The sequence below is a fragment of the Maribacter arenosus genome, assembly GCF_014610845.1.
Classification (GTDB): Bacteria; Bacteroidota; Bacteroidia; order Flavobacteriales; family Flavobacteriaceae; genus Maribacter_A; species Maribacter_A arenosus.
Genome location: NZ_JABTCG010000003.1, coordinates 456,461 through 478,703, shown reverse-complemented (window position 1 = coordinate 478,703; position 22,243 = coordinate 456,461). Strand labels below are relative to the sequence as shown.

Genomic DNA, 22,243 nt, shown 5'->3' with positions numbered 1-22,243 from the left:
ACTGGATGCAACCTTTAACAGATTCCTTACTATCAATAGTCGTTCCTTTGTACAATGAGGAGGAAAATGCCGTTTTATTGACCCAAAAAATCCACGAAAGTCTAAATGGATATAACTATCAGATCATTTATATCGACGATTTCTCTACGGATAATACCCGTAAAGTGGTTAAAAATATGGATGACGACAAGGTGCATCTCATTGAATTGAAGAAAAACTACGGCCAGAGCCTGGCCTTGGCAGCAGGTATTGATTACGCTGAAGGGGAATTTATAATTACTATGGATGGGGACTTGCAAAACGACCCCAGCGATATCCCACAAATGCTGGATTATGCCCTAAAAGACGACTATGATGTCGTTACCGGGATCCGACAGAAAAGAAAGGATTCCTTGGTTAAAAAGATTCCCTCTAAAATTGCCAATTTTCTGGTCCGCAGGGTTACCAAACTCGATATAAAGGACAACGGTTGTGCCTTAAAGGTCTTTAGCAAGGACATAGCGAAGGACTTGAACCTATATGGTGAAATGCATCGTTTTATCACCTTGCTTGCCTATTTGGAAGGTGCACAGATCAAGCAAGTACCGGTTAAACACCATGCCCGTAATGCGGGGGTTTCAAAATACGGTCTTGAACGCGTTTTTAAAGTAGTGGCGGATATGATGTTACTACTTTTTATCCGTAAATATTTTCAACGCCCCATTCACTTCTTTGGTATATTCGGATTTTTAATGATCCTTTTGGGGGTACTCATAAATATCTACCTCCTTATTATTAAATTCGGTTTTGGGCAAGATATAGGAACCCGACCCTTATTGATCTTTGGCCTAATGTTCATTTTGGCTGGCATTCAGGTGTTTACCATCGGGATTGTCATGGAACTCCTTATTCGAACCTATTACGAATCGCAGAAGAAAAGACCTTATAGAATTAAAAAAGTGACGATTGGAGACGGGATTACGTAAGAAACTCATCACGATAGCCAAGATTGCCATAAGCGCAGTCCTTATCTATTTTATCTTCACAAAGGTCGATTTCAAAGAAGTTATTCAAATTCTAAAAAAAACCGACCCGCTTTTCCTAATAGGGGCTATTTTGTTATTTGCTGGTTCCAAGGTATTGGCGGCTGTAAGGCTTAATTTATATTTTCATAACCTCGGGATAAGACTTACCCAAAAGAGTAATCTAAAGCTCTATCTATTGGGTATGTTCTACAATCTTTTCCTTCCAGGAGGTATCGGTGGGGATGCCTATAAGGGTTATCTTATAAAAAAAGAGTTCCAGGTAGAAACCAAAAAGGTGGTCTCCGTATTGGTTTTAGATAGACTTAGCGGACTGTTGTTATTATTTATGTATGCCTGTATTTTGGGACTGCTACTCAACAACCCTTGGTTGAATACCTATAATTTACCCATAGGCCTCCTTGGAGTACTCTCAATAGTTGTCTTTTGGTTCTTGAACAAAAGGTTCTTTAATTATGTGCTCCCGGTATTTTGGAAATCCGTTGCTTTGTCGGGTATGGTACAATTGGCCCAATTGATCTGTGCTTTGTTTATATTACAGGCATTGGGGATCCAAGCGAATGAAATCGCCTACCTCTTTATCTTTCTTATCTCCTCGATCGTATCGGTCTTGCCCTTGACCATAGGAGGCATAGGTAGCCGCGAAGTCACTTTCTTCTATGGGGCAACCCTTTTGACTTTAGACGCGAACACTTCAATAAGCATAAGTATGGTATTCTTCTTGATCACAGCATTGGTCTCTTTATTTGGTATAATATATCACTTTAAAAAAGTGAAACTTAAAACCGAAGTTTGAGACTATTTTGAACTACATAATCTGCCTCAAAACTTCCTAAAGGGAATATTCGTCTCCATAAAACCATTCGATTTGTGTTACATATGGAGAAATTACAATTCAAGTAAAATTTGATAAGAGGTTCAATTCATTGATTCATGCCTGACTTTATTTCGTGCCAGGCAACCAATTGAATATTGTTTTCCTTTAGCTTTCCCCTACAACTTTCACTTGTAGAATATTCGTAATCCAAGCCGCTATTCCGAACCAAAATTCGTGTGGTTACGGTAATCCCTCGCATTTCTCGGTCATCAAATGCCGGATGTATGATCAATATATTAAATCCAGTGGGTAGATCATCCAGAACATGGGCGTAGTGGTCAGCTAACCTGCCTCTTTCAAAACCTGCGAACTGTCCTAAAAAAAGGTGGTGAAAGATGATATCATCTTCAAAAATGCATTTGTCGGCATCCATTTCAAACGCTATGATTTTCTACGAATGCAAAATAAGTCGCCAATCTTTCTTGGCTACCATTTATCTTAAATACGCAATTAAGGAAAACGGGGGCATACTTTTTTCCGATAGTCGATTCAAGTCCTATCAAATATCCAAAGATTCGAGATATCCATTCATCAAGCCTATATACTTTTTGACTTCGGCTAGCGCTTTCGCTTTATCGCCCTTGTTGTCAGCACTTCTGGCGCGAAGACTGTTGACTTTTGCACGTATGTTGGCACGATAGCTTTTGTAGTAAACGAATAGTTTCCGATCGGCTTCATTTCCCATTGCCGGAAAATGGCGATTGTAATGTTCGATAAACAAATCGGAAAGATCGGTTCTTCCAAGAGCATCCAAATCCATACACAGAAAGGCCACCTCGTTCAAGATGTCGATCTGGCGATATGCATCATTGAATTCGATACAATCGAAAGGGAGGGGTTCGGGTAATAAGAAAATATTACGGGTATGCAGGTCGCCATGAACGTCCCTAAAGAATCCGGCATCTAACCTTTCACGCAGTAACTTTTCATAGGTATCAAGAAAACTATTTGAGGCTTTGATTGCCCATTCCAAAAGATGACCATAATCAGGGTTCAAGTTTTGGGCAATGAATTCCTTCTCCTTTCCGATATCGTTGAACTTATCTTTGATATCGAGCACAGCGTTTTCATAAATAATCGTTGCTCTTATGTGGAATTCCGCAATCCGTTCTGCTAATTTTTCGATGTTCGCCTCGCTTACTTCATTCTTCGCAACGAGCACGTCCATTTGTTTTTTGGTATCCAGTTTGCGCATCTTTAAAGCGTAGTCGATAATCTTACCCTTCTCCCCACCTATTCGGTATCGATTATTTGTTTCATGGATCGTTAACACCTCGAGGTATACATTTTCAGTAAATCTTCGGTTCAGTTCCAGTTCCCTTTCGCAAAAGTGTTTCCGAAGTTCGATCGTTGAAAAATCCAAGAAAGAATAGTGCATCGGCTTTTTGATCTTATAGACGTACTGATCGCAAAGTATTACCCAGGAGATATGGGTCTCGACCAATTTCCGTTCTTTGGGCGAACTAGGGAATACCCCATCGGAAATTAGTTTATCGATTTGATTTTGATTCATGGTTTAGATATTGTGCCGCTTCTTGAAGCATACTGTCGATATTATCATTTGTGGAGACCAAAGTCAAATGTGGAATTTGTAAAGGTTCCCATTGTTGTCGGATCAGTTGATGGACCTTAAAATCGGCCTCACTATAGGGTCGGCTCTTTTTTAAGCGTTCCTTGACGGTATTTTCTTCCGCTTGTATCTCGATAAAAAAAAGTAGTTCCTTTTCCTTTATACCATCCTTAAATCGTTTTCTCGATGCATTTTTATGGAAGGTGGCATCGAGCACCAAATTTTTTCCTTGGGCAATCGCCTCCTCCATTTTTTGAAACATGGTATCATAGACCTTTCCTTTTTCGGCATCGGAATAGGTTCTATTGGGGAACAGTTCTTTCCGTAACATATCGCTGTTCACATAGTTGGCATCCAACATTTGGGCAAGGCGGGAGGCAAAATAACTTTTACCGGAACCGGGAAGGCCAAAAACGATGATGATCATGGTATACTTTTTTTTAATTCATGAAACTATTGACTCCTAGCATTGAAAGACAGAATATTTTTTTTGTTATACTCTTAGAACAATATGTTCAGAATCCGGTTTTCATGCACCCAAAATTAATGGATAAAATCCTTTAATTCATTTAAGGCTTGCTTTCTTGATTTCCATCTTTTTTCTCTTCAAAAAAAACATGGAAAAAACGGTATTGGCTGCTATCAAATTCATCTAGAAAAACATTCGATTTTCTAGAAAGCCCATCCTCCATCAAATAGCTAAATGGGACCAGTACGTCAAAACTCCTAAATATTTCTTTTGAAATAGCGAGTATAGGCAAGGCCAAAATCATACCCGATACACCCCAAATGAATCCCCCTAAAAAAAGACCCATAATAATGAACAAAGGGTTGACCTTGATGCTCGATCCCATCACATTGGGCGAAATCAAATTACCTTCCAACTGCTGAACTATAATATACCATACCAGCACCGCCAATGGCTGCCAAAGGGAATCGGAAACCATAAGCATATAGGTTAAGGGCAAAAGACCACCGATAGTGGTGCCAACATAAGGAATAATCTCCAAAAAGCCTGCCAAAAACCCCCAAAAGAAAGGATATGGTACCCCGATCAACCACAAGCCCGATCCAATGAGGACACCGAGAATAACAACGATCAGCCCCTGACCGATCATATAGCGCTTCGTTAACTTTTGCAATTGGCTAAAAAGCTGCTCCGTTGTTTCCCTGTATTTGGGATTAACCTGTGACAGAAAAAAATTCTTGAATGCCGTACGATATAACAACATGAAATACGTGATTAATATAATCAATACGGTATTAGCGAGAATAGTAGTGCCCGATTGAAAACTTTCCTGCAACAAACCCAAAGGAATATCTAGTATAGAAAGTATATTCTCGGATATCCAGTTGAATGAAGTTTCGGGATCCAACTCGAACTGCTGATCGAACCATCCCATTGATCGCGTTGCCACATTATTTAACCTATCCCGGACAGAAGGGAGCTCACCAAATAAGATTCTGGATTGATTAAAAAAGAAAAAAAGCACACCCAATAAGGGTACTACAGCTACAAGGTATGCTGCCAAAATCGATACATATCTATTGCGAACTTTCGCTTCAAAAAAGCTTACAATAGGTTTTAGCATTAGGGCAAAAAAAAACTAAAAATCAACGGAACAAGAATAACCCGGCCTTCGATGAGCAAATAAACAATCAAAGCCGTTATGCCAAAAAAGTAAAAAACATTGGGCAAATTGATGGTATATCGCTTCATCGAAAATACATTTTTTCAAAAGTAAGACCCCTATGAAAAATATGGAATGACCAATATCAGTATATAGGCCTTTATTGAGTGAAGATGATATTGCTCATACCCCGCCAATTAATGATAGTCTATCTTTCCTAGTATGAAGAATTAAAACATCAACAATGAAAGCAGCCTACCTTGTAAAATACGGTCCTGCAGAAACTGCCTTTGAAATTAGGGAAGTAGAAAAACCAAAACCTGGGCCCAGCCAAGTGCTAATTAAGGTAGAAGCTTTCGGCCTGAATTTCGCGGATATCGCCGCCCGTTACGGCAAATATCGGGGTGCACCACCCTTACCTTCCCTACTGGGATACGATGTGGTCGGGCAGGTCGAAAAATGTGGGGCCAATGTCAAAAACCTAACTATCGGAGACCGGGTTACCGCTCTAACACTGTTTGGGGGATATGCGGAATTCGCGATTGCCGAAAACGGGGTGGCAAACAAAATACCTGAATCCATTTCTGCAGGTGTGGCCGTTGCTTTGGCCACACAATATTGTACTGCCTATTTTTTATCCGATAGGATAACGAATATTCAGGAAAATGAAAAGGTTTTGATCCATGCCGCCGCAGGAGGCGTTGGGACAGCCTTGGTACAGATGGCCCTACATAAAAAATGTATCGTGTACGGTACCTGCAGTTCCCCCGAAAAAATGGAATACCTTCAAATAAACGGGGTGCACCATCCTATAAACCATAGGAAAAAAGATTTTGCCGAAACCATACGGTCGCTCGTTGGCGATAAGGGACTTGATGTGGTTTTTAATCCTATTGGGGGCAAATCGCTCAAACAAGGGTATCGATTGTTGGGTGCGGGAGGTAGATTGGTCAGCTATGGGGTTTCCTCCCTGAACAGCCAAAAGACCATATTCGGAAAGCTGAAAGACTTATGGCAGTTCGGTATTTATCATCCTGTGCAGTTTTTAAGCAACTCAAAAGGGGTCATCGGGGTAAACATGCTAAAAATCGCCGAGGAGAAACCAAAAAAGATAGCCCGTGTAATGCAAGAAGTCATACAATTGCAACAAGAGGGTATACTTCGACCTCATGTCGGTGGAGAATATTCTATTAACCAATTGGCCGAGGCCCATACATTTTTAGAGTCCAGAAAATCAATGGGGAAAATTGTTGTACGATGGTAACTAAATCCCAATAATACCATGAATTCCGATCAATTGAAAAATAAAGTCGCCATTGTAACAGGTTCCAGCAGGGGTATTGGAAAGGCCATTGCCATTGAATTGGCGGAAAAAGGGGTCAAGGTCGTATTGAACGGTAGGGATAATAAAAGGTTACAGGATACGAACAATGAATTTCTAAAAAAGGGATATGACGTCTTATCGGTGGCCGCCGATGTAAGTAAGTTTACCCAATGCCAAACCCTGATAACCCGAGCAGTGAAACGTTTTGGAAAAATTGACATATTGATCAATAATGCGGGCGATAGTAGTCGAGGTACCGTGGAGAAAATGGCAGTCTCCAATTTCAAGAACCTAATGGAAACCAACTACAACGGAGGGGCCTACTTGAGTAAATACGTCGTTCCGCATCTTAAAAAAACCAAAGGCCATATTATTTTTATCAATAGTGTGGGCGGTTTTAGGGGTATGCCTTATAATTCGGCCTATACCGCATCTAAAATGGCGCAGGCCGCATTGGCCGATGCCCTTCGCATTGAACTCTATGATACCGGTATTCATGTTGGGCTAATGTATGTAGGCTTTACCGAGAACGATCCGAAAAAAAGTATACTCGACGTTGATGGCACTCGAACCTACCTGCCGAAAAGGGAAAACATTCGGTTGGCAAAACCGCAATCCGTAGCCAAGAGTGTTCGGTTTATGATCGAAAAAAGGAATGACAAAACCACATTGACCGAGCTGGGACTTCTAGCCAATTTCATGATTCGCTATTTGCCACGGTTAAGCAATTGGATCTTATTGGTAAATCGAGAGAGAATCGAGAAACAATTCACTTATATAGGAGGCGAAAAAGTAGTGCAAGAGGAATGATCAATGGTAGTCAGAAGGTTCATTACTAAATGGATTCTTAAAAATTACTGCTTGAATCCTTTTTAAATAACCTTCTTTCATCCTTTAAGGCCCAATACAAACCTTTTACATCCTCTACCCACACATCATACATAAAAATTAGGGTTATTTCTTCTATGGTCTCCAATACCCCTATGACGATCATGATATAAAACAGCCAATATATAGGGCCAAAAAACAAGGTCCAAAGAATAAACACACCTTGAATAAGCGCAGAGGTTTTCGCCAAGTAGGTATGAAAAGCAGTAGCCTTGCCATACTTCTTAAAAGCAATCATCATTTGAATAAAATAGGGTACAAACGCAATGGCTATAAGCAGCAAGTTATCCCTGATGAATTGATTCTCAAAAACCCATAATGCAATCAACCCAACGGCCAACGTTATCTGGTCTCCCATCGAATCTAATTGGGATCCCCGTGCACTGCTGATTTTTAATTTACGCGCCAAAAAACCGTCTATTGCATCAGTTGAATAGCTCACTAATAAAAACCACGTGAAAATCTCCCTTTCCTCCAACCATAACCAAACCAAAAGTATAGGTACCGCAACAATTCGATAAAACGAAAACCAATCGGCGATATTAAAATTTTTAAAAGTCAACATACTTATATTTCTTGGTTTTGACATTCGAACGTCAAGAAGGGTTGCAATTTCCTAAGACTCGATTTCATATGGGGTTATCCCAAACCTATTATGAAAATATTATTCCCTGGTCTTAGTTCAACTGTCCATTCGGACAGGGCATGAAAAGTATTCGTAAGAAGCAGAAAGTATTTCGTTAAATCATTTTCATGGTTATGATTACCCATTCAAAAGTATAAGGACCTATTAGAATATGATATGATATAGATCATGCCTACAGCCATGATCGATTATGGAACTATCAATTTTGATCTCCCATATATATGATTCCATATAACGATCTTATTTAAGGTTATTCTGAATTATATGAACACTTTTTACAAGAGGCCGCACCTAGAATCTAAAAGGGCAGTTTAGTTGATTCACATTAATGGAGTAACACTTTAATCCCTACAATTAAAAAAACCGAATTAAAGGGTAGATTGATGAGGAATCGATCAATGAATATGTACCAAGTGCATTTGGTTCAATACCTTTTTTCTTGTAGAAGGATCTAGGAATTTACCCTGCAATCGAGTGATCCGAAACTGTTTTTCGGTCAACTGTTGATTCCAATCAAAGCCAGCATCTTTTAGTGTTTTTAATTCTTTATCATTGACGTAGACCCAAATATCCTTTTTATCCATTAATTGCATTAAAGAAATGATCTTGACCGGTTTTTGATTGTAAAAATCCAACGCCCAGGTATGATTTTCGGATATCTTGTAAATATCATCCGTGGGAATATTGTTCTTATCGATGGTCTTGGCCATGCTTGAACCTGCCTGATATTGCAATAAACGAGGATAGAAATGGGTATTCAACACTCCATTCAAGAGTACGGAACTTAAGACCCCTATTGTAATGATTCTAAAATAGTAATCCTCTCGCTTTAAACAGTAATAAATAATAATTACGGACAAGACCACCTTCCAAATATAGTTGTAATAGGTATCGGTTTTAAAAACAAAAAAGCAAATGAACGTGACCGCTAGGAAGACTATTGCCAAAATAAAATACTGGAATCCCAAGAGTATTTTCTTCATCCTAAGATTTTCCTCCATATACAGCCCATGTAAATAACCTGCACCCAGCACAGCAAACAACGGTATGGTGATGTTCAAATAATGGGGTAATTTAAACTGGGCAAAACTGATGATGATAAAAATCAAGGTTATACCGCCTAACGTTAAGAACTCTTGGTTAGGCTCAAATTTGAACTTGGATTGTATTATTGATTTGGCCTTTTGCCAATAGGCTACCAAACCCAATACGGTCCAAGGTAAGAATACCCATAAAAAGGTATGGAAAAAGAAGAAATAATCACTGCTATTCTGCCCGACACCCTCACCGCTTAAACGTTCAAAGCTTTGCTCCCAAAAAATAAAGAAAATGCCGCTCCTTTCGCCTCTTCCCCGAATGATCTTCTCTGGATGCAGGTCAAATTGGGTATAGTATGCATAAAGCATGGGGGCAATGACCACCGCGAATACCAAAAGTCCTGTAAGTACCCTCCAATTTAGAAACAATTTCCATTTACGGGTATAAGCCAAATGACATAGTATGGGCAACCCTATGACCAAAAGGGCGATCTGACCTTTGGTCGAAAAGGCAATTCCTGCCCCAAAACAACCCAAAAGCATATGTTTTAGATAATTCTTTTCGATGTAAGCTGTCAAATGCCAGATGGCAAAGACGGCAAATCCGGTCAAAACCGCATCGGTTCGCACATCGATAGCACCTAAGACAATTGTCTGACTGGTCATGAAAATAAGTGCGGCCAGTTTGCCAACATTTTGGTTGTACAACAGTCTTCCCAGGCCAAAACAACTATAAGCCCCTAATAGTGTGGCCAGTACTCCTGGAATGCGATAAGCCCAATCATGAATTCCAAAAATCTTGTAGGATAGTGCGGCCAGCCAATAGTGCATATGGGGTTTGTCTAGATATTCTTCAGGTCCTTTAAAAAGGCTTAAAAAATCATTTTCCTGAACCATACGCATGGCCATAACCGCAAACTGGGCAGAATCATTTTCGAAAAGGGTTACGAACATTCCGGCGATATACACCAAAACAATAAGAAGGAACAAAAACCAATACCTGGTATTTGAAATCATAGTTGGAATTTGTGAAGTGTAAATATATATAACATTGCAAATATCCAGCCCATTCCCATACCGATAAGAGCCCCGGTAATTATATCCAATGGAAAGTGTACCCCTATATAAATACGACTATAGGCAACGATAATGGCCCAAAGGAACAATAGGAATCCAATATATTTGAAGCTTTTCCTCAACAATATGGTAAAGAATAAGACAATCGCGAATGAATTGGCGGCATGGGCCGAAAAATAGCCGAATTTACCTCCACATGAAGATTTAACCAAACGCATAAGTCCGCTTACTTGTGGATCATAACATGGTCGCAAGCGCTGAACCCCATATTTGAAGAAATTAGCCAGTTGATCGGTAACAAGGATTAAGATGGCCACGGTGGCCAATACCACCAGTGTCTTACGTAATCCCCATTGTCTATAGACTAAAACAAGCAATATGAAATAAATGGGGATCGAGCTCAATTTATTGGTTACGAACATCCAAAAGCCGTCCCAAGTGGGGCTCCCCAAACTATTTAGAAAAAGGAATGCATCCTTATCGAGCTGTAGGAGTTCTTCGAGCATACGTATCAATCTTCATATCGGGAGACTTCCCTATCATAAAAGGCTGTAGCTTGTTCAATAAGACTTTCTGCCTCGGATTCGAGTTCCTTTTCGTCCTCTTTGGTAAAATCCTCTAACCACTCCACCTCATCATCCTCCAGATTAATAATAAACCTGGGATATTCGGTATGTATTACAAAAATAGCGTTGGGCCAATCGGTATTATCGCCTAATATGAATTTTGGTAGTTCCATGTAGCTTTATAATTGCTCGGTAATTAATTTTTTGGTCAAATAATTAAATCGAATATACAACATAATCGCCGATGCACTCAATCCAGTTAGCAAACCTATCCAAATTCCTGTGCTCCCCAAATCGGTGTGTAGCCCAAGATAATAGGATATAGGGAAACCTATGACCCAATAGGCCACAAAGGTTATAAAGGTGGGGATCTTTACATCCTGTAACCCGCGCAAAGCGCCTAAGACTACCACTTGAATACCGTCGGAAATTTGAAAGAACGCCGCAACCAATAATAATTGGCCAGCTAGGTAAATCACTTCGGTATTATCGGCCATATTTTGCGCATGGTCCACATCAAGATAAATGGTTGGGAACCAATGCCTTCCCCATAAAAACAATATTGCAAAAACGATCTCGACCAGTAGGGTCAAAAAGAAAATAGATTGAGCAATTCGTCGTAATTCACTAAAATTCCTAGTCCCCTTTTGGTTGCCTACCCGTATCATGGCTGCTACCCCAAGACCCATTCCGAACATAAACGTCATACTGCTAAGGTTCAAAGCAATTTGGTTGGCCGCCTGGGCATTTTTACCCAATACTCCGCTCAGCCATATGGCAGCAGTAAAAATGGCCACTTCAAAGAACATTTGCAACGCCGAAGGAAATCCGAGGCTTATTATCTTCCGCATGACCTTTTTTTCAATCCGTTTGAAGTTGAATCCTGTTACATATTCATGGAATTTCTTTTTCCCTTTGAGTAAAATCCAAATATAAATGACCATTATAACTCGGGAAGTTAACGTACCGACAGCGGCACCTACTATACCAAGCTTGGGAAATCCAAAAGAACCAAAAATCAATAAATAATTCAACACGATGTTGACAACATTCGCAATAATCGTGGCATACATAGGGTATCTGGTCTGGGATAGCCCCTCGGAAAATTGTTTGAATGCCTGGAAAATTATCAAGGGCACTAATGAAAATGCTACTAAATCAAGATAGGGCATCGCCAACTCAACGACCTCAGGGGGTTGTTTCATGAGGTACATAATCGGCTTTAGCAAAAGAATTATCCCAAAAAGTGAAAATCCCAAAACCGTACACAAGACGAGTCCGTGCTTTAATGCATTCTTACCATCAGCCTTGTTACCTGCTCCATCGGCCTCAGCCACCAAGGGTGTAATCGCCGTAGAAAAACCAATACCCAAAGACATGGCAATAAAAACAAAGCTATTGCCCAAAGATACCGCCGCCAGTTCAGCTGTTCCCAATTGCCCCACCATGATATTATCGGCAAAGGCAACAAAGGTATGCCCGAGCATCCCTAATATGACCGGGACCGATAGCCTTATGTTATATTTAAATTCTTTGGTGTACTGCCTGAACAAGATTGGATGGTTTAACGGAAGCAAAGATAGAGGTCTTCCTAGGAATAGGATAAGTAAATAATAAAAGTTCTAGAATTATTGTTTAAATGGATTTGGCTTCCTCCCAGTAGACATCCATCTCCCTAAGGGTCATATCCTTTAAAGATTTACCCAGTTCTTTAGCTTTTGATTCCAGGTATTGAAACCGGTCTATGAATTTCTTATTGGTGCGCTCAAGGGCATTTTCAGGATTTATCTTTAAAAAACGGGCATAATTGATCATAGAAAACAGTACATCGCCAAATTCGGATTCCACCTTTTCGGCATTTCCCATCTTTATTTCTTCCTGTAATTCGGAAAGTTCTTCCTGTACTTTTTCAAAAACCTGTTCTGGTTTTTCCCAATCAAAGCCCACGCCTGCCACCTTATCCTGTATGCGATTGGCCTTCACCAATGCCGGTAATCCCTTGGGAACCCCTTCCAAAACACTTTTTTTCCCTTCTTTTAGCTTTATGTTTTCCCAATTTTGTTTTACCTCTTCCTCGTCCCTTACCTTAACATCGCTATAAATATGGGGATGCCTATTGATCAATTTCTCACAAATAGCATTGCACACATCGGTGATATCGAAATCATTCGTTTCGGAACCGATTTTGGCATAAAAAACGATATGTAACAATAGGTCGCCTAACTCATTCTTGACCTCGAGCAAATCTTCCTCTAAAATAGCATCACCAAGTTCATACGTCTCCTCTATGGTAAGGTGCCGTAGCGTTTGCATGGTTTGCTTTTTATCCCACGGACATTGTTCCCGGAGTTCGTCCATTATGGTCAATAAACGGTCGAATGCCTCTAATTGTAGTGCTCTGGATTTCATCGATTTGCTTTTGGCAAAAATACAAATACAAATAGGATAATTCCGTAGGTACTCTGTGCATTTTTTTCTATCTTATTTCGCTTAAAACCAATCGCAAAAAGTATGAAATACAAATTGATTTTTCCTGCGCTTATTATTGTCGCTGTATTTATATCATCGTGGCAAATACCTACAAACCCTAACTTGGGGATTTTCGATGGCAATGGTGATATTGGCAATGTTGGACTTGAAGGCTCTGCTGAGTTCAATCCATCGGACAACACTTATACCGTTTCGGGCGGCGGTACCAATATGTGGTTCAATACCGATGAATTCCATTTTGTTTGGAAAAAAATGTCGGGTGATGTATCCCTATCGGCCATTATAGAAATGGTAGGTGAAGGGGTTGACCCTCACCGAAAAGCCTGTTTAATGGTTCGACAAAGCCTTGAACCAGATGCCCCATACGTTGATGTCGCCGTACATGGTGATGGACTCACTTCCATGCAGTATAGGGATTCTAAAGGTGGAATTACCAAAGAAGTTAAATCGAATATTGTAGGTCCCAAGAAAGTTAAATTGAGAAAAGTTGGTGATCACTTCTCAATCTCTACCGCATTGGAAGATGAAGAAGAATTAAGTATTGCCGCTGGATCTTTACGCTTAGAATTTACTGAGCCTTTTTTTATTGGGCTTGGGGTATGTTCCCACAATAACGAGGTAATTGAAACCATAAAATTCAAAGACGTTGAAATTGAAAAAATCATGAAAAATACCGATTCCCCTATGAAGGTTGAAAGTAGTCTTGAAATCCTTGACATTTCCTCTTTAAACAGAAACGTAGTTTTCCATACCATAGACCATATCGAAGCTCCAAATTGGACATCAGATGGCAAGACATTGATCTATAACAGCCAAGGGTTGCTTTATAAAATTCCCGTAGAGGGCGGCACGCCGAAAATGATCCCAACTGATTTTGCGAATAAAATCAACAATGATCATGGTATCTCACCCGATGGCACCCAAATGGTTATCAGTGACCAGACAGAAACAGGCCAATCAATGATTTATTCTATTCCAATAGAAGGCGGTGTTCCAAAAAAGATAACGCCTCTTGCCCCTTCCTATTGGCATGGCTGGTCGCCAGATGGCAAAACACTAGCTTATTGTGCAGAACGAAATGGCAATTATGATATCTATACCATTCCCTTTGAAGGAGGCAAGGAGACTCGACTTACCAATGCTGAAGGTCTTGACGATGGTCCTGATTATTCCCCTGATGGCAAATACATCTATTTTAACTCTACCCGAACAGGTACGATGCAAATATGGCGGATGAAACCAGACGGTTCAGATCAGGAGCAAATTACAACCGATAAATATAACGATTGGTTTGCCCATCCATCACCGGATGGCAAGTGGCTAGTATATGTTACCTTTAATACCGATGTGCCTGCTGGAGATCATCCACCCAATAAAGATGTTATGCTTCGCCTGATGGATTTGGAAACCAAGGAGGTGACTGTACTTGCAAAACTATTTGGTGGTCAAGGCACTATCAATGTCCCTTCCTGGTCGCCTGATAGTCAGCAAATCGCTTTTGTAAGCTATACCTTGCTGTAACCTATGGGGAGCACTAATTCACCGTACTATTCGTTGCTGTTTTTATTAGTACTGGTTACATTTTATTGTACTGGTCAGGAGAATTCCTTAATCGCACCTGGGGCTACACTTGAATTGGTGGCTTCGGACTATGAATTCACCGAAGGCCCAGCCGCCGACCAAGAAGGAAACGTTTTCTTCACGGACCAACCAAATGACCGAATTATAAAATGGTCCGCGAAAGACAATTCAGTTTCGGTATATATGCAACCTTCAGGCCGCGCCAACGGGCTCCATTTTGACAATACAGGGAATCTGTTGGCCTGCGCCGATGAGAAAAACCAATTATGGCGCATTGATGCCCAAAAGAATGTGACGGTCCTTGTTGACGGTATTAAAGATAAAAAACTGAACGGCCCGAATGATCTATGGGTAGATAATAATGGCGGAATTTATTTCACTGATCCTTTTTATAAAAGACCATGGTGGAACCACGAAGAACCTGAACAGGAAGCCAAGCGAGTTTATTATCTAGCACCGGATGAAAAGACGGTCCAGGTTGTTGCTGATGAATTTGTACAACCCAATGGCATTATCGGCACGCCCGACGGTAAGACCCTTTATATCGCCGATATAGGGAACAAAAAGACCTATTCGTATTCCATAAATGAGGATGGGAGCCTTTCCAACAAAACACTTTTTACGACCATGGGTTCTGATGGAATGACCCTGGATAATCAAGGCAATGTTTATCTGACTGGAGATGGGGTAACCGTTTTCAATGAACAAGGGGATCAGATCTTACATATTCCCGTAGACCAAAAATGGACGGCCAATGTCACCTTTGGCGGTAATGATTATAAGAAGTTGTTCATTACTGCCATGAATTCGGTATATACACTGGATATGGAGGTGAGGGGGGCCGATACATATTGAAATCATTTTTTCATGATTAAGACAATAGCCTATGAAACGTTACGCTATAATGATTTTGCAATGCATCCTATTACAAGGTCTTTATGCACAACTTACCCTTGTTGACCCACTACAGGCCATCTACCCTGATCAAAACCACCTAAAACAGTACAGTGCTACTTGGGAGGCTGATTTTCCTATGGACACCGAAGCCGATGTACTTGTATTAGTAAAATTACCCGAAGGAACCCCTTTCAAATTAACAGCCAAATTGAACGGGGTAGTAATGAATGATGATGTGTGGAGTTCAATTATCGACGTACCCGTGGAACAAAACACAGGATTGGATAGTAGAACCGAACAGTTTATCGATAAAAAAAACCCGTATGTAATCCGAAGGGCGCCATTTAGGATTTTTGAGGTCATTCAACCCGTCGAGAAGAATCAATTTGTGACGAAGGCGAACTATTCAGCGTTCAGACTTGCCATACCTCCGAGTTTGATCAATAAGCCGGGGAAGCATACAATATACATAGAAGCCTATGCTGAAAACTTTAGTGGAAAAGGCGTTTTTAAAATTAATATCCACCCCGTAACCTTGCCAAAATTGGCCCAAAGTAACTTCTTCTATACAAATTGGTTCAGTCTAACCAATATAGAAACGTGTCATGATGTAGAAAGGTGGTCCCCATCGTGGTATAAAATGATGGACAATTATGCCAAACTTATGGCCCATGGCCGTCAAAACTCCATTACCATCCCAGGGGAACTCATATATTTTGAAAAGGATAGCGTGATTCTTAACGATGACAAGCTGTCGGCCTTCATCAATATTTTCAGAAAATATGGCATTCAATATTTTGAGGCTCCCCACTTGATGTATCGTGGGGATGATGATGATTGGGGAGATCCCGAACTGAAAGTTGTCTTGACCAAGAAAAGGTATCATTCAGAAAATGGCGATAAGGATATTGAAAAATTAATGCATCGAATAAAGGAATTCACAACCCGAAACAACCTAACCAATAACTGGCTGCAACATATTGCCGATGAACCTACCGAAGTGAACGCAAAGAGCTATAAAGAAGTGGCAAGGCAGGTTAAAGCAATATTTCCCGAAGTGAAGATTATGGAGGCCACCAATGATAAGGAGGGGATCGCAGGCGCCGTTGATATTTGGTGTCCTTTGATAAACGATTTTCAGGAAAATGAATCTTTTTTTAGGGAACGGGAAAAAAAGGGTGAAAAAGTCTTGGTTTATACCTGTCTTATTCCGGGAGGCAAATGGTTGAACAGAACTTTGGATATGGAAAAATTGCGTCAGGTTTATTTCGGTTGGGGGGCTGCTTTCTATAATACAGGTGGGTATCTGCATTGGGGCTTAAACCATTATCAAGCCGATCCCTTTGAACAAAGTGTGGTAAAACATCCATCCCCAGCGGCCAGTGACAACAACTACCTACCGGCAGGGGATACGCATATTATTTATCCAGGCAAGAAAGGACCACTATCCTCGCTACGTTTTGAAGCCCACCGTATTGGGTGTGAGGATTACGAATTACTACACGCATTAAAGGACGCAAAGCCATCTAAACAACATCGACTTGTCAGCAAGGTGTTCAAAAGCTATGCGGAGTATACCCTTGATTTGAAAAAGTATAGGAAGACTAGAAAAAAATTACTAAAATCCTTACATTGAAAAAAAGTACTATTAAATAACTAGCTCTTGAAGAAATTTCTAATCTTACAAATGCGCCCTGAAGATGAAACCGCAGAAAGTGAGTTTAGGGCTATTTTAAGGGTGGGTCAGTTGGCATCCGATGAGGTTCACCGTGTACGGTTGGAAAAGGGTATTCCAACGGTGGATTTAGAAGACTACTCGGCCATAATAGCAGGGGGTAGTCCATTTGACATAAGCACGCCAGAGCCTCTCAAAAGCCCAATCCAAAAAAATATTGAAGCCTTCTTCAATAGCCTATTCGATAAAGTCGTTGCCTGCGATTTTCCATTTTTGGGAGCTTGTTCGGGCAATGGGGCATTAGGCAGCTATTGCGGGGCATCGATTTCAACTACCTATGCAGAACCTATTGGGAGTGTTATGCTTCAAATCACGGGAGAAGGGGCAAAAGACCCCCTTTTAATGGATTTACCCCGAACTTTTTCTGCTCTGGTCGGTCACAAGGAAGCCTGTGACGATTTGCCTCCTGGTGCCGTTCTTTTAGCCACCTCAACATCCTGTCCGGTTCAAATGTTTCGCGTTAAACAACATATCTATGCAACACAGTTCCATCCTGAGGCCGATGCGGATGAGTTTATAGTGCGGGTACATACTTATAAGGATTATGGTTATTTTCCTCCGGAAGAAGCCGAATCCTTAATTGCCTCTATACGTAATTTGAAAGCCCCAATTCCCAAGGAAATCCTGAAGCGTTTTGTGGCGCAATATAAAAACCATGACTAAAACCAAGGAAATTCAATCAATTATTATAGCCAGAAAAAAACAATGTACATGATTAATAAATAGAAGTATATGGGTTACTTCAATAGTACCCATCAAAATCGATATTAGTCAAAAAAGTATGTTTTCCCTTTGAAGTGACATTCCGTAAGGCATAGCGTCCTTTTAATTTGTATTTTCAATCCATCTAAAAACGAAAAATCATGAGTTGGAAAAATCTGTTTAATGCCAAAGAGTGCCAGGAAACTATTGATAGAATCAATGCATTGACCCCTGAGACCCACAACCTTTGGGGAAAAATGAATGTCGCCCAAATGTTGGCCCATTGCAATGTAACCTATGAACTGGTCTATACGGATAAACATCCGAAACCAAAGGGTTTTCAAAAGTTTATGATCAAACTATTCGCCAAAAATGTGGTGGTAGGTCCAAAACCCTATAAAAGGAACACGCGAACAGCCCCCATGTTCCTGATTACTGATGAGCGCGAATTTGAAAAGGAAAAACAACGTTTGATCGGGTATTTACAAAAGACCCAGAAATTGGGCGAAGAACATTTTAACGGTAAAGAATCCCATGCCTTTGGCGCATTATCGACGAAGGAATGGAATACCCTATTTTCTAAACATCTCAATCATCATTTGCAGCAGTTCGGCGTTTGAACTGAGGATTAAAATATCCAACTAGATAATTTTAAAGGTGCAATTCCCGCAAAAATCAAAAATCCAAAATATACCAATAATGAAACGGATATTCCTGATGGTATACCTGATGTTGATCACTTCGACAATGACAGCACAAAAATTAGTGGTCAGTGAAAACCAACGGTTCTTAATGACCGAAGATGGTCGTCCATTTTTTTGGATGGCAGATACCGCTTGGGAACTTTTTCATAGATGCGACCGTGAACAGGCCGACTTTTATTTGGAGAAAAGGGCGGCTCAAGGGTTTAATGTCATTCAAGCTGTTGCCCTGGCCGAAATTGATGGACTTTTTACACCAAACCCCTATGGGGATTTGCCTTTAATAAACGCGGATCCCGATCGTCCGAACCCATCCTATTTTGAACATGTAGACTATATTATAAAAAAAGCGGATAGCCTTGATTTATATATCGCCCTATTACCGACTTGGGGTGACAAGGTGTTTAAAAACAGCTGGGGTATAGGTCCGGAAATTTTTACCACCGAAAACGCTCGAAGATTTGGGAATTGGATAGGCCATCGCTATAAAGACTACGACAATATCATTTGGGTCATCGGTGGGGATCGGAACCCGAGGCCCAATTCTGATGATGTTGAAATTTGGAATGAAATGGCCGAAGGCATAGCTGAGAAAGCGGGTGGATATGAGGGAACATTAATGGGCTATCATCCACAACCAAAGGAAAAAGGTGGGTCTTCTACCTGGTTCCATAACGAACCATGGTTAGATTTTAACATGCACCAGACCGGACATTGTGCCGATCGCGGAACGTACAAGCACATTACCCATGATTATGGTCTGAAACCAACAAAACCAGTCATCGATGCGGAACCGCTCTATGAAGACCATCCCAATTGTTTCAATGCCAAGGAATTGGGTTATAGTCTCCCAGAAGATATTCGAAGAATAATGTATTGGAATGTATTCGCAGGGGCTTTTGGCCAGACCTATGGGTGCCATGATGTATGGCAAATGTATTCCTTGGACAAGGAAGGAATCAATGGCCCGCTTAGGCCATGGACTTTAGCCCTTGACCTGCCCATGGCCAACCAGGTCAAACATCTTAAAAACCTATTCTTATCAAGGCCTTATATTACAAGGATTCCCGATCAATCAATGGTACTCGGGAAACAGGAAGAAAATAATGACTATGTTTCCGTAACTAGGGACGCCCTCGGCACCTATGCCCTATTTTATTTTCCAACCGGTAAAACCACAACCGTGGATATGTCCGCGCTAAAAGGCAGTGAATTTTTAAGCTGGTGGTACGACCCCAGGACTGGAAATGCCTATAAGGCAAGTCCTATTAAAAGTTCATCTACTCTGGTCATTGAACCGCCAACTTCAGGAAAAGGTCAGGATTGGATTTTGGTCATTGATGGCATGAACCAAAATTTTGGTGTCCCAGGAAAATCATTGTCGATCGATTGATTGAAAATTTTGAAAGTCCCTATCTTCGAAATAAGGGTATATAGCATTAAGTAACCATATTCGTCAAAGGAGCTGCATATCATTGACAAAATCTCAACGTAGAAATAATAATTTATAGAATCTAAAAAAGTAAGGAAATAAATTTTTATTTAAAATATTAATCGTAATATTGCAATGAACTAATATAATTGAAACATGGGACTTACCAAAACCGAAATGTTCACCGACCTACAAAACGAAATCGCGCTGTTCTCCAAAGCCTTTGGGCACCCTGCAAGAGTGGCCATTTTACAACATCTTTTTAAAATAGACGGATGTATTTGTGGAGATCTGGTAGATGAAATCGGACTAGCGCAACCCACTATATCCCAACATCTTAAAGAATTAAAACACATAGGATTGATTAAAGGCAATGTCGAGGGCACCAGCGTTTGTTATTGTATCAATGATGAAAATTGGACCTCTATGAAAAAGGTGATGCTCAAGTTTCTGGACCAGGATATTACAAAGGAAAACTGCTGCTGATTTTATACGCAAACTACGTATTATCCTCATATACATATTATAATCATGAAAAATGAACAAGAATTAAAAAACATCGTTAAAGAACGTTATACCAAAATCGCCGAGCAAGGTAAAGTTGAAAACGCCTCCTCATGCTGTGGTGCAACTACGCCCTCGACTAAAGTATATAATATTATGATGGACGACTACTCTGAAACCAATGGGTATGCCGAAGATGCCGATTTGGGATTGGGCTGTGGCCTTCCTACCCAATATGCGAAAATAAAAGAAGGGAATACCGTAATCGATTTAGGTTCAGGTGCCGGAAATGATTGCTTCGTTGCCCGACATGAAACTGGTGCCCAAGGCAAGGTTATAGGTATCGACTTTACACCCATCATGATTGAAAAAGCCCGTGCCAACGCCGACAAGTTGGGGTATAACAATGTAGAATTTAGAGAAGGGGATATAGATAAGATGCCGGTAGGTGATTCGAGCGCCGATGTTATCGTCAGTAATTGTGTACTGAACCTAGTCCCCAATAAGAAAAAAGTGTTCGGTGAAATGTTCAGGGTATTGAAATCTGGCGGACATTTTAGTGTTTCTGATATTGTTTTGGTAGGTGAACTTCCGGAAGCGTTAAAAACTGATGCCGAAATGTATGCAGGATGTGTTGCCGGAGCCATTCAAAAAGAGGAGTACCTGCAATTGATGTTGGATCAAGGTTTTGAGAATATAAAAATCCAAAAAGAAAAACCAATTGTTCTTCCTGATGATATCCTTGGTAAATACCTTTCTAGAGCGGAGATCAAGAATTTTAATATGGGAAGAACAGGAATATTCAGTATCACAGTTTATGCCGAAAAACCTGGTAAATTAGAAAAAAAAGCGAATAAAAAAGGTTCTGAAATTCAATCGAAAGCCCCTTGTACCTCAAATAATGGCTGTTGTTAACGTAAATAATGATAAAAATGACCAAAACTCCTGCACTCTTTGAAGAAATCGATAAACTCATTTCTACTTTTAACGTTGAAACTATTCCAAACGAGCGTAAGCAAACTTTACAACCCTTTATAGATTTTGTGCAATCAAAGGTAAATGATGATGAAAAAATCCGTATCAACTTTATCTGTACCCACAATTCAAGAAGGAGTCACCTATCACAGGTTTGGGCTCAGACCCTTGCCTACCATTTTAATATGAGAAATGTTTCTTGTTATTCGGGAGGCACAGAAGCTACTGCCCTTTTTCCGATGGTAGCCAAGACATTAGTAAACTCGGGTTTCAAAGTTCGAAAACTTTCAGAAGGCAATAACCCGATTTATAGCATAAAATATGCGGCCAATGAACATCCGATCATCGGGTTCTCAAAAAAGTTGGATAATGAATTTAACCCGCAATCGAAATTTGCGGCTATTATGACCTGTTCGCAAGCCGATGGCGGTTGTCCTTTTATCGCAGGAGCGGAAAAACGCATTCCAATAACCTTCGAAGACCCAAAAGCTTTTGATGGCACACCCCAACAAGCCGTAAAGTACAACGAAAGAAGCCTGCAAATCGCTACCGAACTGTTTTATGTATTCTCTCAAATTAAATCCTAGG

Annotated in this window: 22 protein-coding genes and 1 pseudogene; 13 read left to right on the top strand and 10 right to left on the bottom strand. The window is 40.4% G+C overall.

Going from position 1 to position 22,243, the window contains the following annotated elements:
* The first annotated feature begins 5 nt into the window (after nucleotides 1–5).
* Entirely contained in the window at nucleotides 6–965 is a 960-nt protein-coding gene (locus HPE63_RS10210; protein WP_188314164.1) for a glycosyltransferase family 2 protein, read from the top strand.
* Nucleotides 946–1,818, top strand: a complete 873-nt coding sequence (locus tag HPE63_RS10205; protein WP_188314163.1) for a lysylphosphatidylglycerol synthase transmembrane domain-containing protein — start codon at nucleotides 946–948, stop codon at nucleotides 1,816–1,818. Before HPE63_RS10210 ends, HPE63_RS10205 begins: the two co-directional genes overlap by 20 nt.
* A gap of 127 nt (nucleotides 1,819–1,945) precedes the next feature.
* Here HPE63_RS10205 and HPE63_RS10200 read toward each other — a convergent pair whose 3' ends face one another.
* The 4 genes and pseudogenes from HPE63_RS10200 to HPE63_RS10185 all read right to left on the bottom strand — a co-directional run.
* The gene (locus tag HPE63_RS10200) at nucleotides 1,946–2,272 is read right to left on the bottom strand and encodes a polysaccharide deacetylase family protein (protein WP_188314162.1); all 327 of its coding nucleotides are present in this window, start codon (nucleotides 2,270–2,272) and stop codon (nucleotides 1,946–1,948) included.
* 126 nt (nucleotides 2,273–2,398) lie between these two features.
* On the bottom strand, nucleotides 2,399–3,412 hold the full coding sequence (locus HPE63_RS10195) for a hypothetical protein (protein ID WP_188314161.1): 1,014 nt from the start codon (nucleotides 3,410–3,412) through the stop codon (nucleotides 2,399–2,401).
* Complete coding sequence (locus HPE63_RS10190; RefSeq protein ID WP_188314160.1) at nucleotides 3,390–3,896, bottom strand: AAA family ATPase; 507 nt, start codon at nucleotides 3,894–3,896, stop codon at nucleotides 3,390–3,392. The genes HPE63_RS10195 and HPE63_RS10190 overlap by 23 nt, the downstream gene beginning before the upstream one ends.
* 142 nt (nucleotides 3,897–4,038) lie before the next feature.
* Nucleotides 4,039–5,064, bottom strand: a pseudogene (locus HPE63_RS10185) (AI-2E family transporter); the annotation flags it as partial.
* A gap of 280 nt (nucleotides 5,065–5,344) precedes the next feature.
* Between HPE63_RS10185 and HPE63_RS10180 the strand changes: the two are divergent.
* Together HPE63_RS10180 and HPE63_RS10175 are read left to right on the top strand one after the other, a co-directional pair.
* Nucleotides 5,345–6,364: a quinone oxidoreductase family protein gene (locus tag HPE63_RS10180; protein ID WP_188314158.1), complete on the top strand. Its 1,020-nt coding sequence runs from the start codon at nucleotides 5,345–5,347 to the stop codon at nucleotides 6,362–6,364.
* Between the two features lie 18 nt (nucleotides 6,365–6,382).
* Nucleotides 6,383–7,234 carry an SDR family oxidoreductase gene (locus HPE63_RS10175; protein WP_188314157.1) on the top strand — a complete coding sequence of 284 codons (852 nt, stop codon included), beginning with the start codon at nucleotides 6,383–6,385 and terminating at the stop codon, nucleotides 7,232–7,234.
* 37 nt (nucleotides 7,235–7,271) lie between these two features.
* On the opposite strand, the gene HPE63_RS10170 is transcribed toward HPE63_RS10175, so the two are convergent.
* The 6 genes from HPE63_RS10170 to mazG all read right to left on the bottom strand — a co-directional run bounded on the left by HPE63_RS10170 (nucleotide 7,272) and on the right by mazG (nucleotide 13,047).
* Nucleotides 7,272–7,877 carry a CDP-alcohol phosphatidyltransferase family protein gene (locus tag HPE63_RS10170; RefSeq protein WP_188314156.1) on the bottom strand — a complete coding sequence of 202 codons (606 nt, stop codon included), beginning with the start codon at nucleotides 7,875–7,877 and terminating at the stop codon, nucleotides 7,272–7,274.
* A 476-nt stretch (nucleotides 7,878–8,353) separates the two neighbouring features.
* Complete coding sequence (locus HPE63_RS10165; RefSeq protein WP_188314155.1) at nucleotides 8,354–10,012, bottom strand: ArnT family glycosyltransferase; 1,659 nt, start codon at nucleotides 10,010–10,012, stop codon at nucleotides 8,354–8,356.
* Entirely contained in the window at nucleotides 10,009–10,578 is a 570-nt protein-coding gene (locus HPE63_RS10160; protein ID WP_188314154.1) for a phosphatase PAP2 family protein, read from the bottom strand. The genes HPE63_RS10165 and HPE63_RS10160 overlap by 4 nt, the downstream gene beginning before the upstream one ends.
* Nucleotides 10,579–10,583: 5 nt before the next feature.
* Nucleotides 10,584–10,811 (bottom strand): hypothetical protein, encoded by a 228-nt coding sequence (locus HPE63_RS10155; protein WP_188314153.1) that lies wholly within the window; start codon nucleotides 10,809–10,811, stop codon nucleotides 10,584–10,586.
* A gap of 6 nt (nucleotides 10,812–10,817) precedes the next feature.
* Nucleotides 10,818–12,191, bottom strand: a complete 1,374-nt coding sequence (locus HPE63_RS10150; RefSeq protein ID WP_188314152.1) for an MATE family efflux transporter — start codon at nucleotides 12,189–12,191, stop codon at nucleotides 10,818–10,820.
* Between the two features lie 82 nt (nucleotides 12,192–12,273).
* On the bottom strand, nucleotides 12,274–13,047 hold the full coding sequence (gene mazG / locus HPE63_RS10145) for a nucleoside triphosphate pyrophosphohydrolase (protein WP_188314151.1): 774 nt from the start codon (nucleotides 13,045–13,047) through the stop codon (nucleotides 12,274–12,276).
* Between the two features lie 102 nt (nucleotides 13,048–13,149).
* Between mazG and HPE63_RS10140 the strand changes: the two genes are divergently transcribed.
* From HPE63_RS10140 to HPE63_RS10100, 9 genes are all read left to right on the top strand, one after another.
* Nucleotides 13,150–14,649, top strand: a complete 1,500-nt coding sequence (locus HPE63_RS10140; protein ID WP_188314150.1) for a TolB family protein — start codon at nucleotides 13,150–13,152, stop codon at nucleotides 14,647–14,649.
* Nucleotides 14,650–14,652: 3 nt separating this feature from the next.
* Nucleotides 14,653–15,564, top strand: a complete 912-nt coding sequence (locus HPE63_RS10135; RefSeq protein WP_188314149.1) for an SMP-30/gluconolactonase/LRE family protein — start codon at nucleotides 14,653–14,655, stop codon at nucleotides 15,562–15,564.
* Nucleotides 15,565–15,595: 31 nt separating this feature from the next.
* Nucleotides 15,596–17,242 (top strand): DUF4091 domain-containing protein, encoded by a 1,647-nt coding sequence (locus HPE63_RS10130; RefSeq protein ID WP_188314148.1) that lies wholly within the window; start codon nucleotides 15,596–15,598, stop codon nucleotides 17,240–17,242.
* A 27-nt stretch (nucleotides 17,243–17,269) separates the two neighbouring features.
* Nucleotides 17,270–18,004, top strand: coding sequence for a glutamine amidotransferase (locus HPE63_RS10125; protein WP_188314147.1), 735 nt, complete (start codon nucleotides 17,270–17,272; stop codon nucleotides 18,002–18,004).
* A gap of 200 nt (nucleotides 18,005–18,204) precedes the next feature.
* Nucleotides 18,205–18,663 carry a DUF1569 domain-containing protein gene (locus HPE63_RS10120; protein WP_188314146.1) on the top strand — a complete coding sequence of 153 codons (459 nt, stop codon included), beginning with the start codon at nucleotides 18,205–18,207 and terminating at the stop codon, nucleotides 18,661–18,663.
* Between the two features lie 79 nt (nucleotides 18,664–18,742).
* Entirely contained in the window at nucleotides 18,743–20,137 is a 1,395-nt protein-coding gene (locus HPE63_RS10115; RefSeq protein WP_188314145.1) for a glycoside hydrolase family 140 protein, read from the top strand.
* 195 nt (nucleotides 20,138–20,332) lie between these two features.
* Nucleotides 20,333–20,662 carry an ArsR/SmtB family transcription factor gene (locus tag HPE63_RS10110; RefSeq protein WP_188314144.1) on the top strand — a complete coding sequence of 110 codons (330 nt, stop codon included), beginning with the start codon at nucleotides 20,333–20,335 and terminating at the stop codon, nucleotides 20,660–20,662.
* Nucleotides 20,663–20,707: 45 nt separating this feature from the next.
* Nucleotides 20,708–21,595, top strand: a complete 888-nt coding sequence (locus tag HPE63_RS10105) for an arsenite methyltransferase (RefSeq protein WP_188314143.1) — start codon at nucleotides 20,708–20,710, stop codon at nucleotides 21,593–21,595.
* Between the two features lie 17 nt (nucleotides 21,596–21,612).
* Complete coding sequence (locus tag HPE63_RS10100; protein WP_188314142.1) at nucleotides 21,613–22,242, top strand: arsenate-mycothiol transferase ArsC; 630 nt, start codon at nucleotides 21,613–21,615, stop codon at nucleotides 22,240–22,242.
* The last annotated feature ends 1 nt before the right edge of the window (nucleotide 22,243 follow it).

Coding starts and splice junctions, on each gene's coding strand:
- HPE63_RS10160 (WP_188314154.1), bottom strand. CDS start 10,578: ATGCTCGAAGAACTCCTACAGCTCGATAAGGATGCATTCCTTTTTCTA.
- HPE63_RS10105 (WP_188314143.1), top strand. CDS start 20,708: ATGAAAAATGAACAAGAATTAAAAAACATCGTTAAAGAACGTTATACC.
- HPE63_RS10140 (WP_188314150.1), top strand. CDS start 13,150: ATGAAATACAAATTGATTTTTCCTGCGCTTATTATTGTCGCTGTATTT.
- HPE63_RS10195 (WP_188314161.1), bottom strand. CDS start 3,412: ATGAATCAAAATCAAATCGATAAACTAATTTCCGATGGGGTATTCCCT.
- HPE63_RS10175 (WP_188314157.1), top strand. CDS start 6,383: ATGAATTCCGATCAATTGAAAAATAAAGTCGCCATTGTAACAGGTTCC.
- HPE63_RS10110 (WP_188314144.1), top strand. CDS start 20,333: ATGGGACTTACCAAAACCGAAATGTTCACCGACCTACAAAACGAAATC.
- HPE63_RS10120 (WP_188314146.1), top strand. CDS start 18,205: ATGAGTTGGAAAAATCTGTTTAATGCCAAAGAGTGCCAGGAAACTATT.
- HPE63_RS10200 (WP_188314162.1), bottom strand. CDS start 2,272: ATGGATGCCGACAAATGCATTTTTGAAGATGATATCATCTTTCACCAC.
- HPE63_RS10165 (WP_188314155.1), bottom strand. CDS start 10,012: ATGATTTCAAATACCAGGTATTGGTTTTTGTTCCTTCTTATTGTTTTG.
- HPE63_RS10155 (WP_188314153.1), bottom strand. CDS start 10,811: ATGGAACTACCAAAATTCATATTAGGCGATAATACCGATTGGCCCAAC.
- HPE63_RS10130 (WP_188314148.1), top strand. CDS start 15,596: ATGAAACGTTACGCTATAATGATTTTGCAATGCATCCTATTACAAGGT.
- HPE63_RS10100 (WP_188314142.1), top strand. CDS start 21,613: ATGACCAAAACTCCTGCACTCTTTGAAGAAATCGATAAACTCATTTCT.
- HPE63_RS10115 (WP_188314145.1), top strand. CDS start 18,743: ATGAAACGGATATTCCTGATGGTATACCTGATGTTGATCACTTCGACA.
- HPE63_RS10170 (WP_188314156.1), bottom strand. CDS start 7,877: ATGTTGACTTTTAAAAATTTTAATATCGCCGATTGGTTTTCGTTTTAT.
- HPE63_RS10135 (WP_188314149.1), top strand. CDS start 14,653: ATGGGGAGCACTAATTCACCGTACTATTCGTTGCTGTTTTTATTAGTA.
- HPE63_RS10210 (WP_188314164.1), top strand. CDS start 6: ATGCAACCTTTAACAGATTCCTTACTATCAATAGTCGTTCCTTTGTAC.
- mazG (WP_188314151.1), bottom strand. CDS start 13,047: ATGAAATCCAGAGCACTACAATTAGAGGCATTCGACCGTTTATTGACC.
- HPE63_RS10180 (WP_188314158.1), top strand. CDS start 5,345: ATGAAAGCAGCCTACCTTGTAAAATACGGTCCTGCAGAAACTGCCTTT.
- HPE63_RS10190 (WP_188314160.1), bottom strand. CDS start 3,896: ATGATCATCATCGTTTTTGGCCTTCCCGGTTCCGGTAAAAGTTATTTT.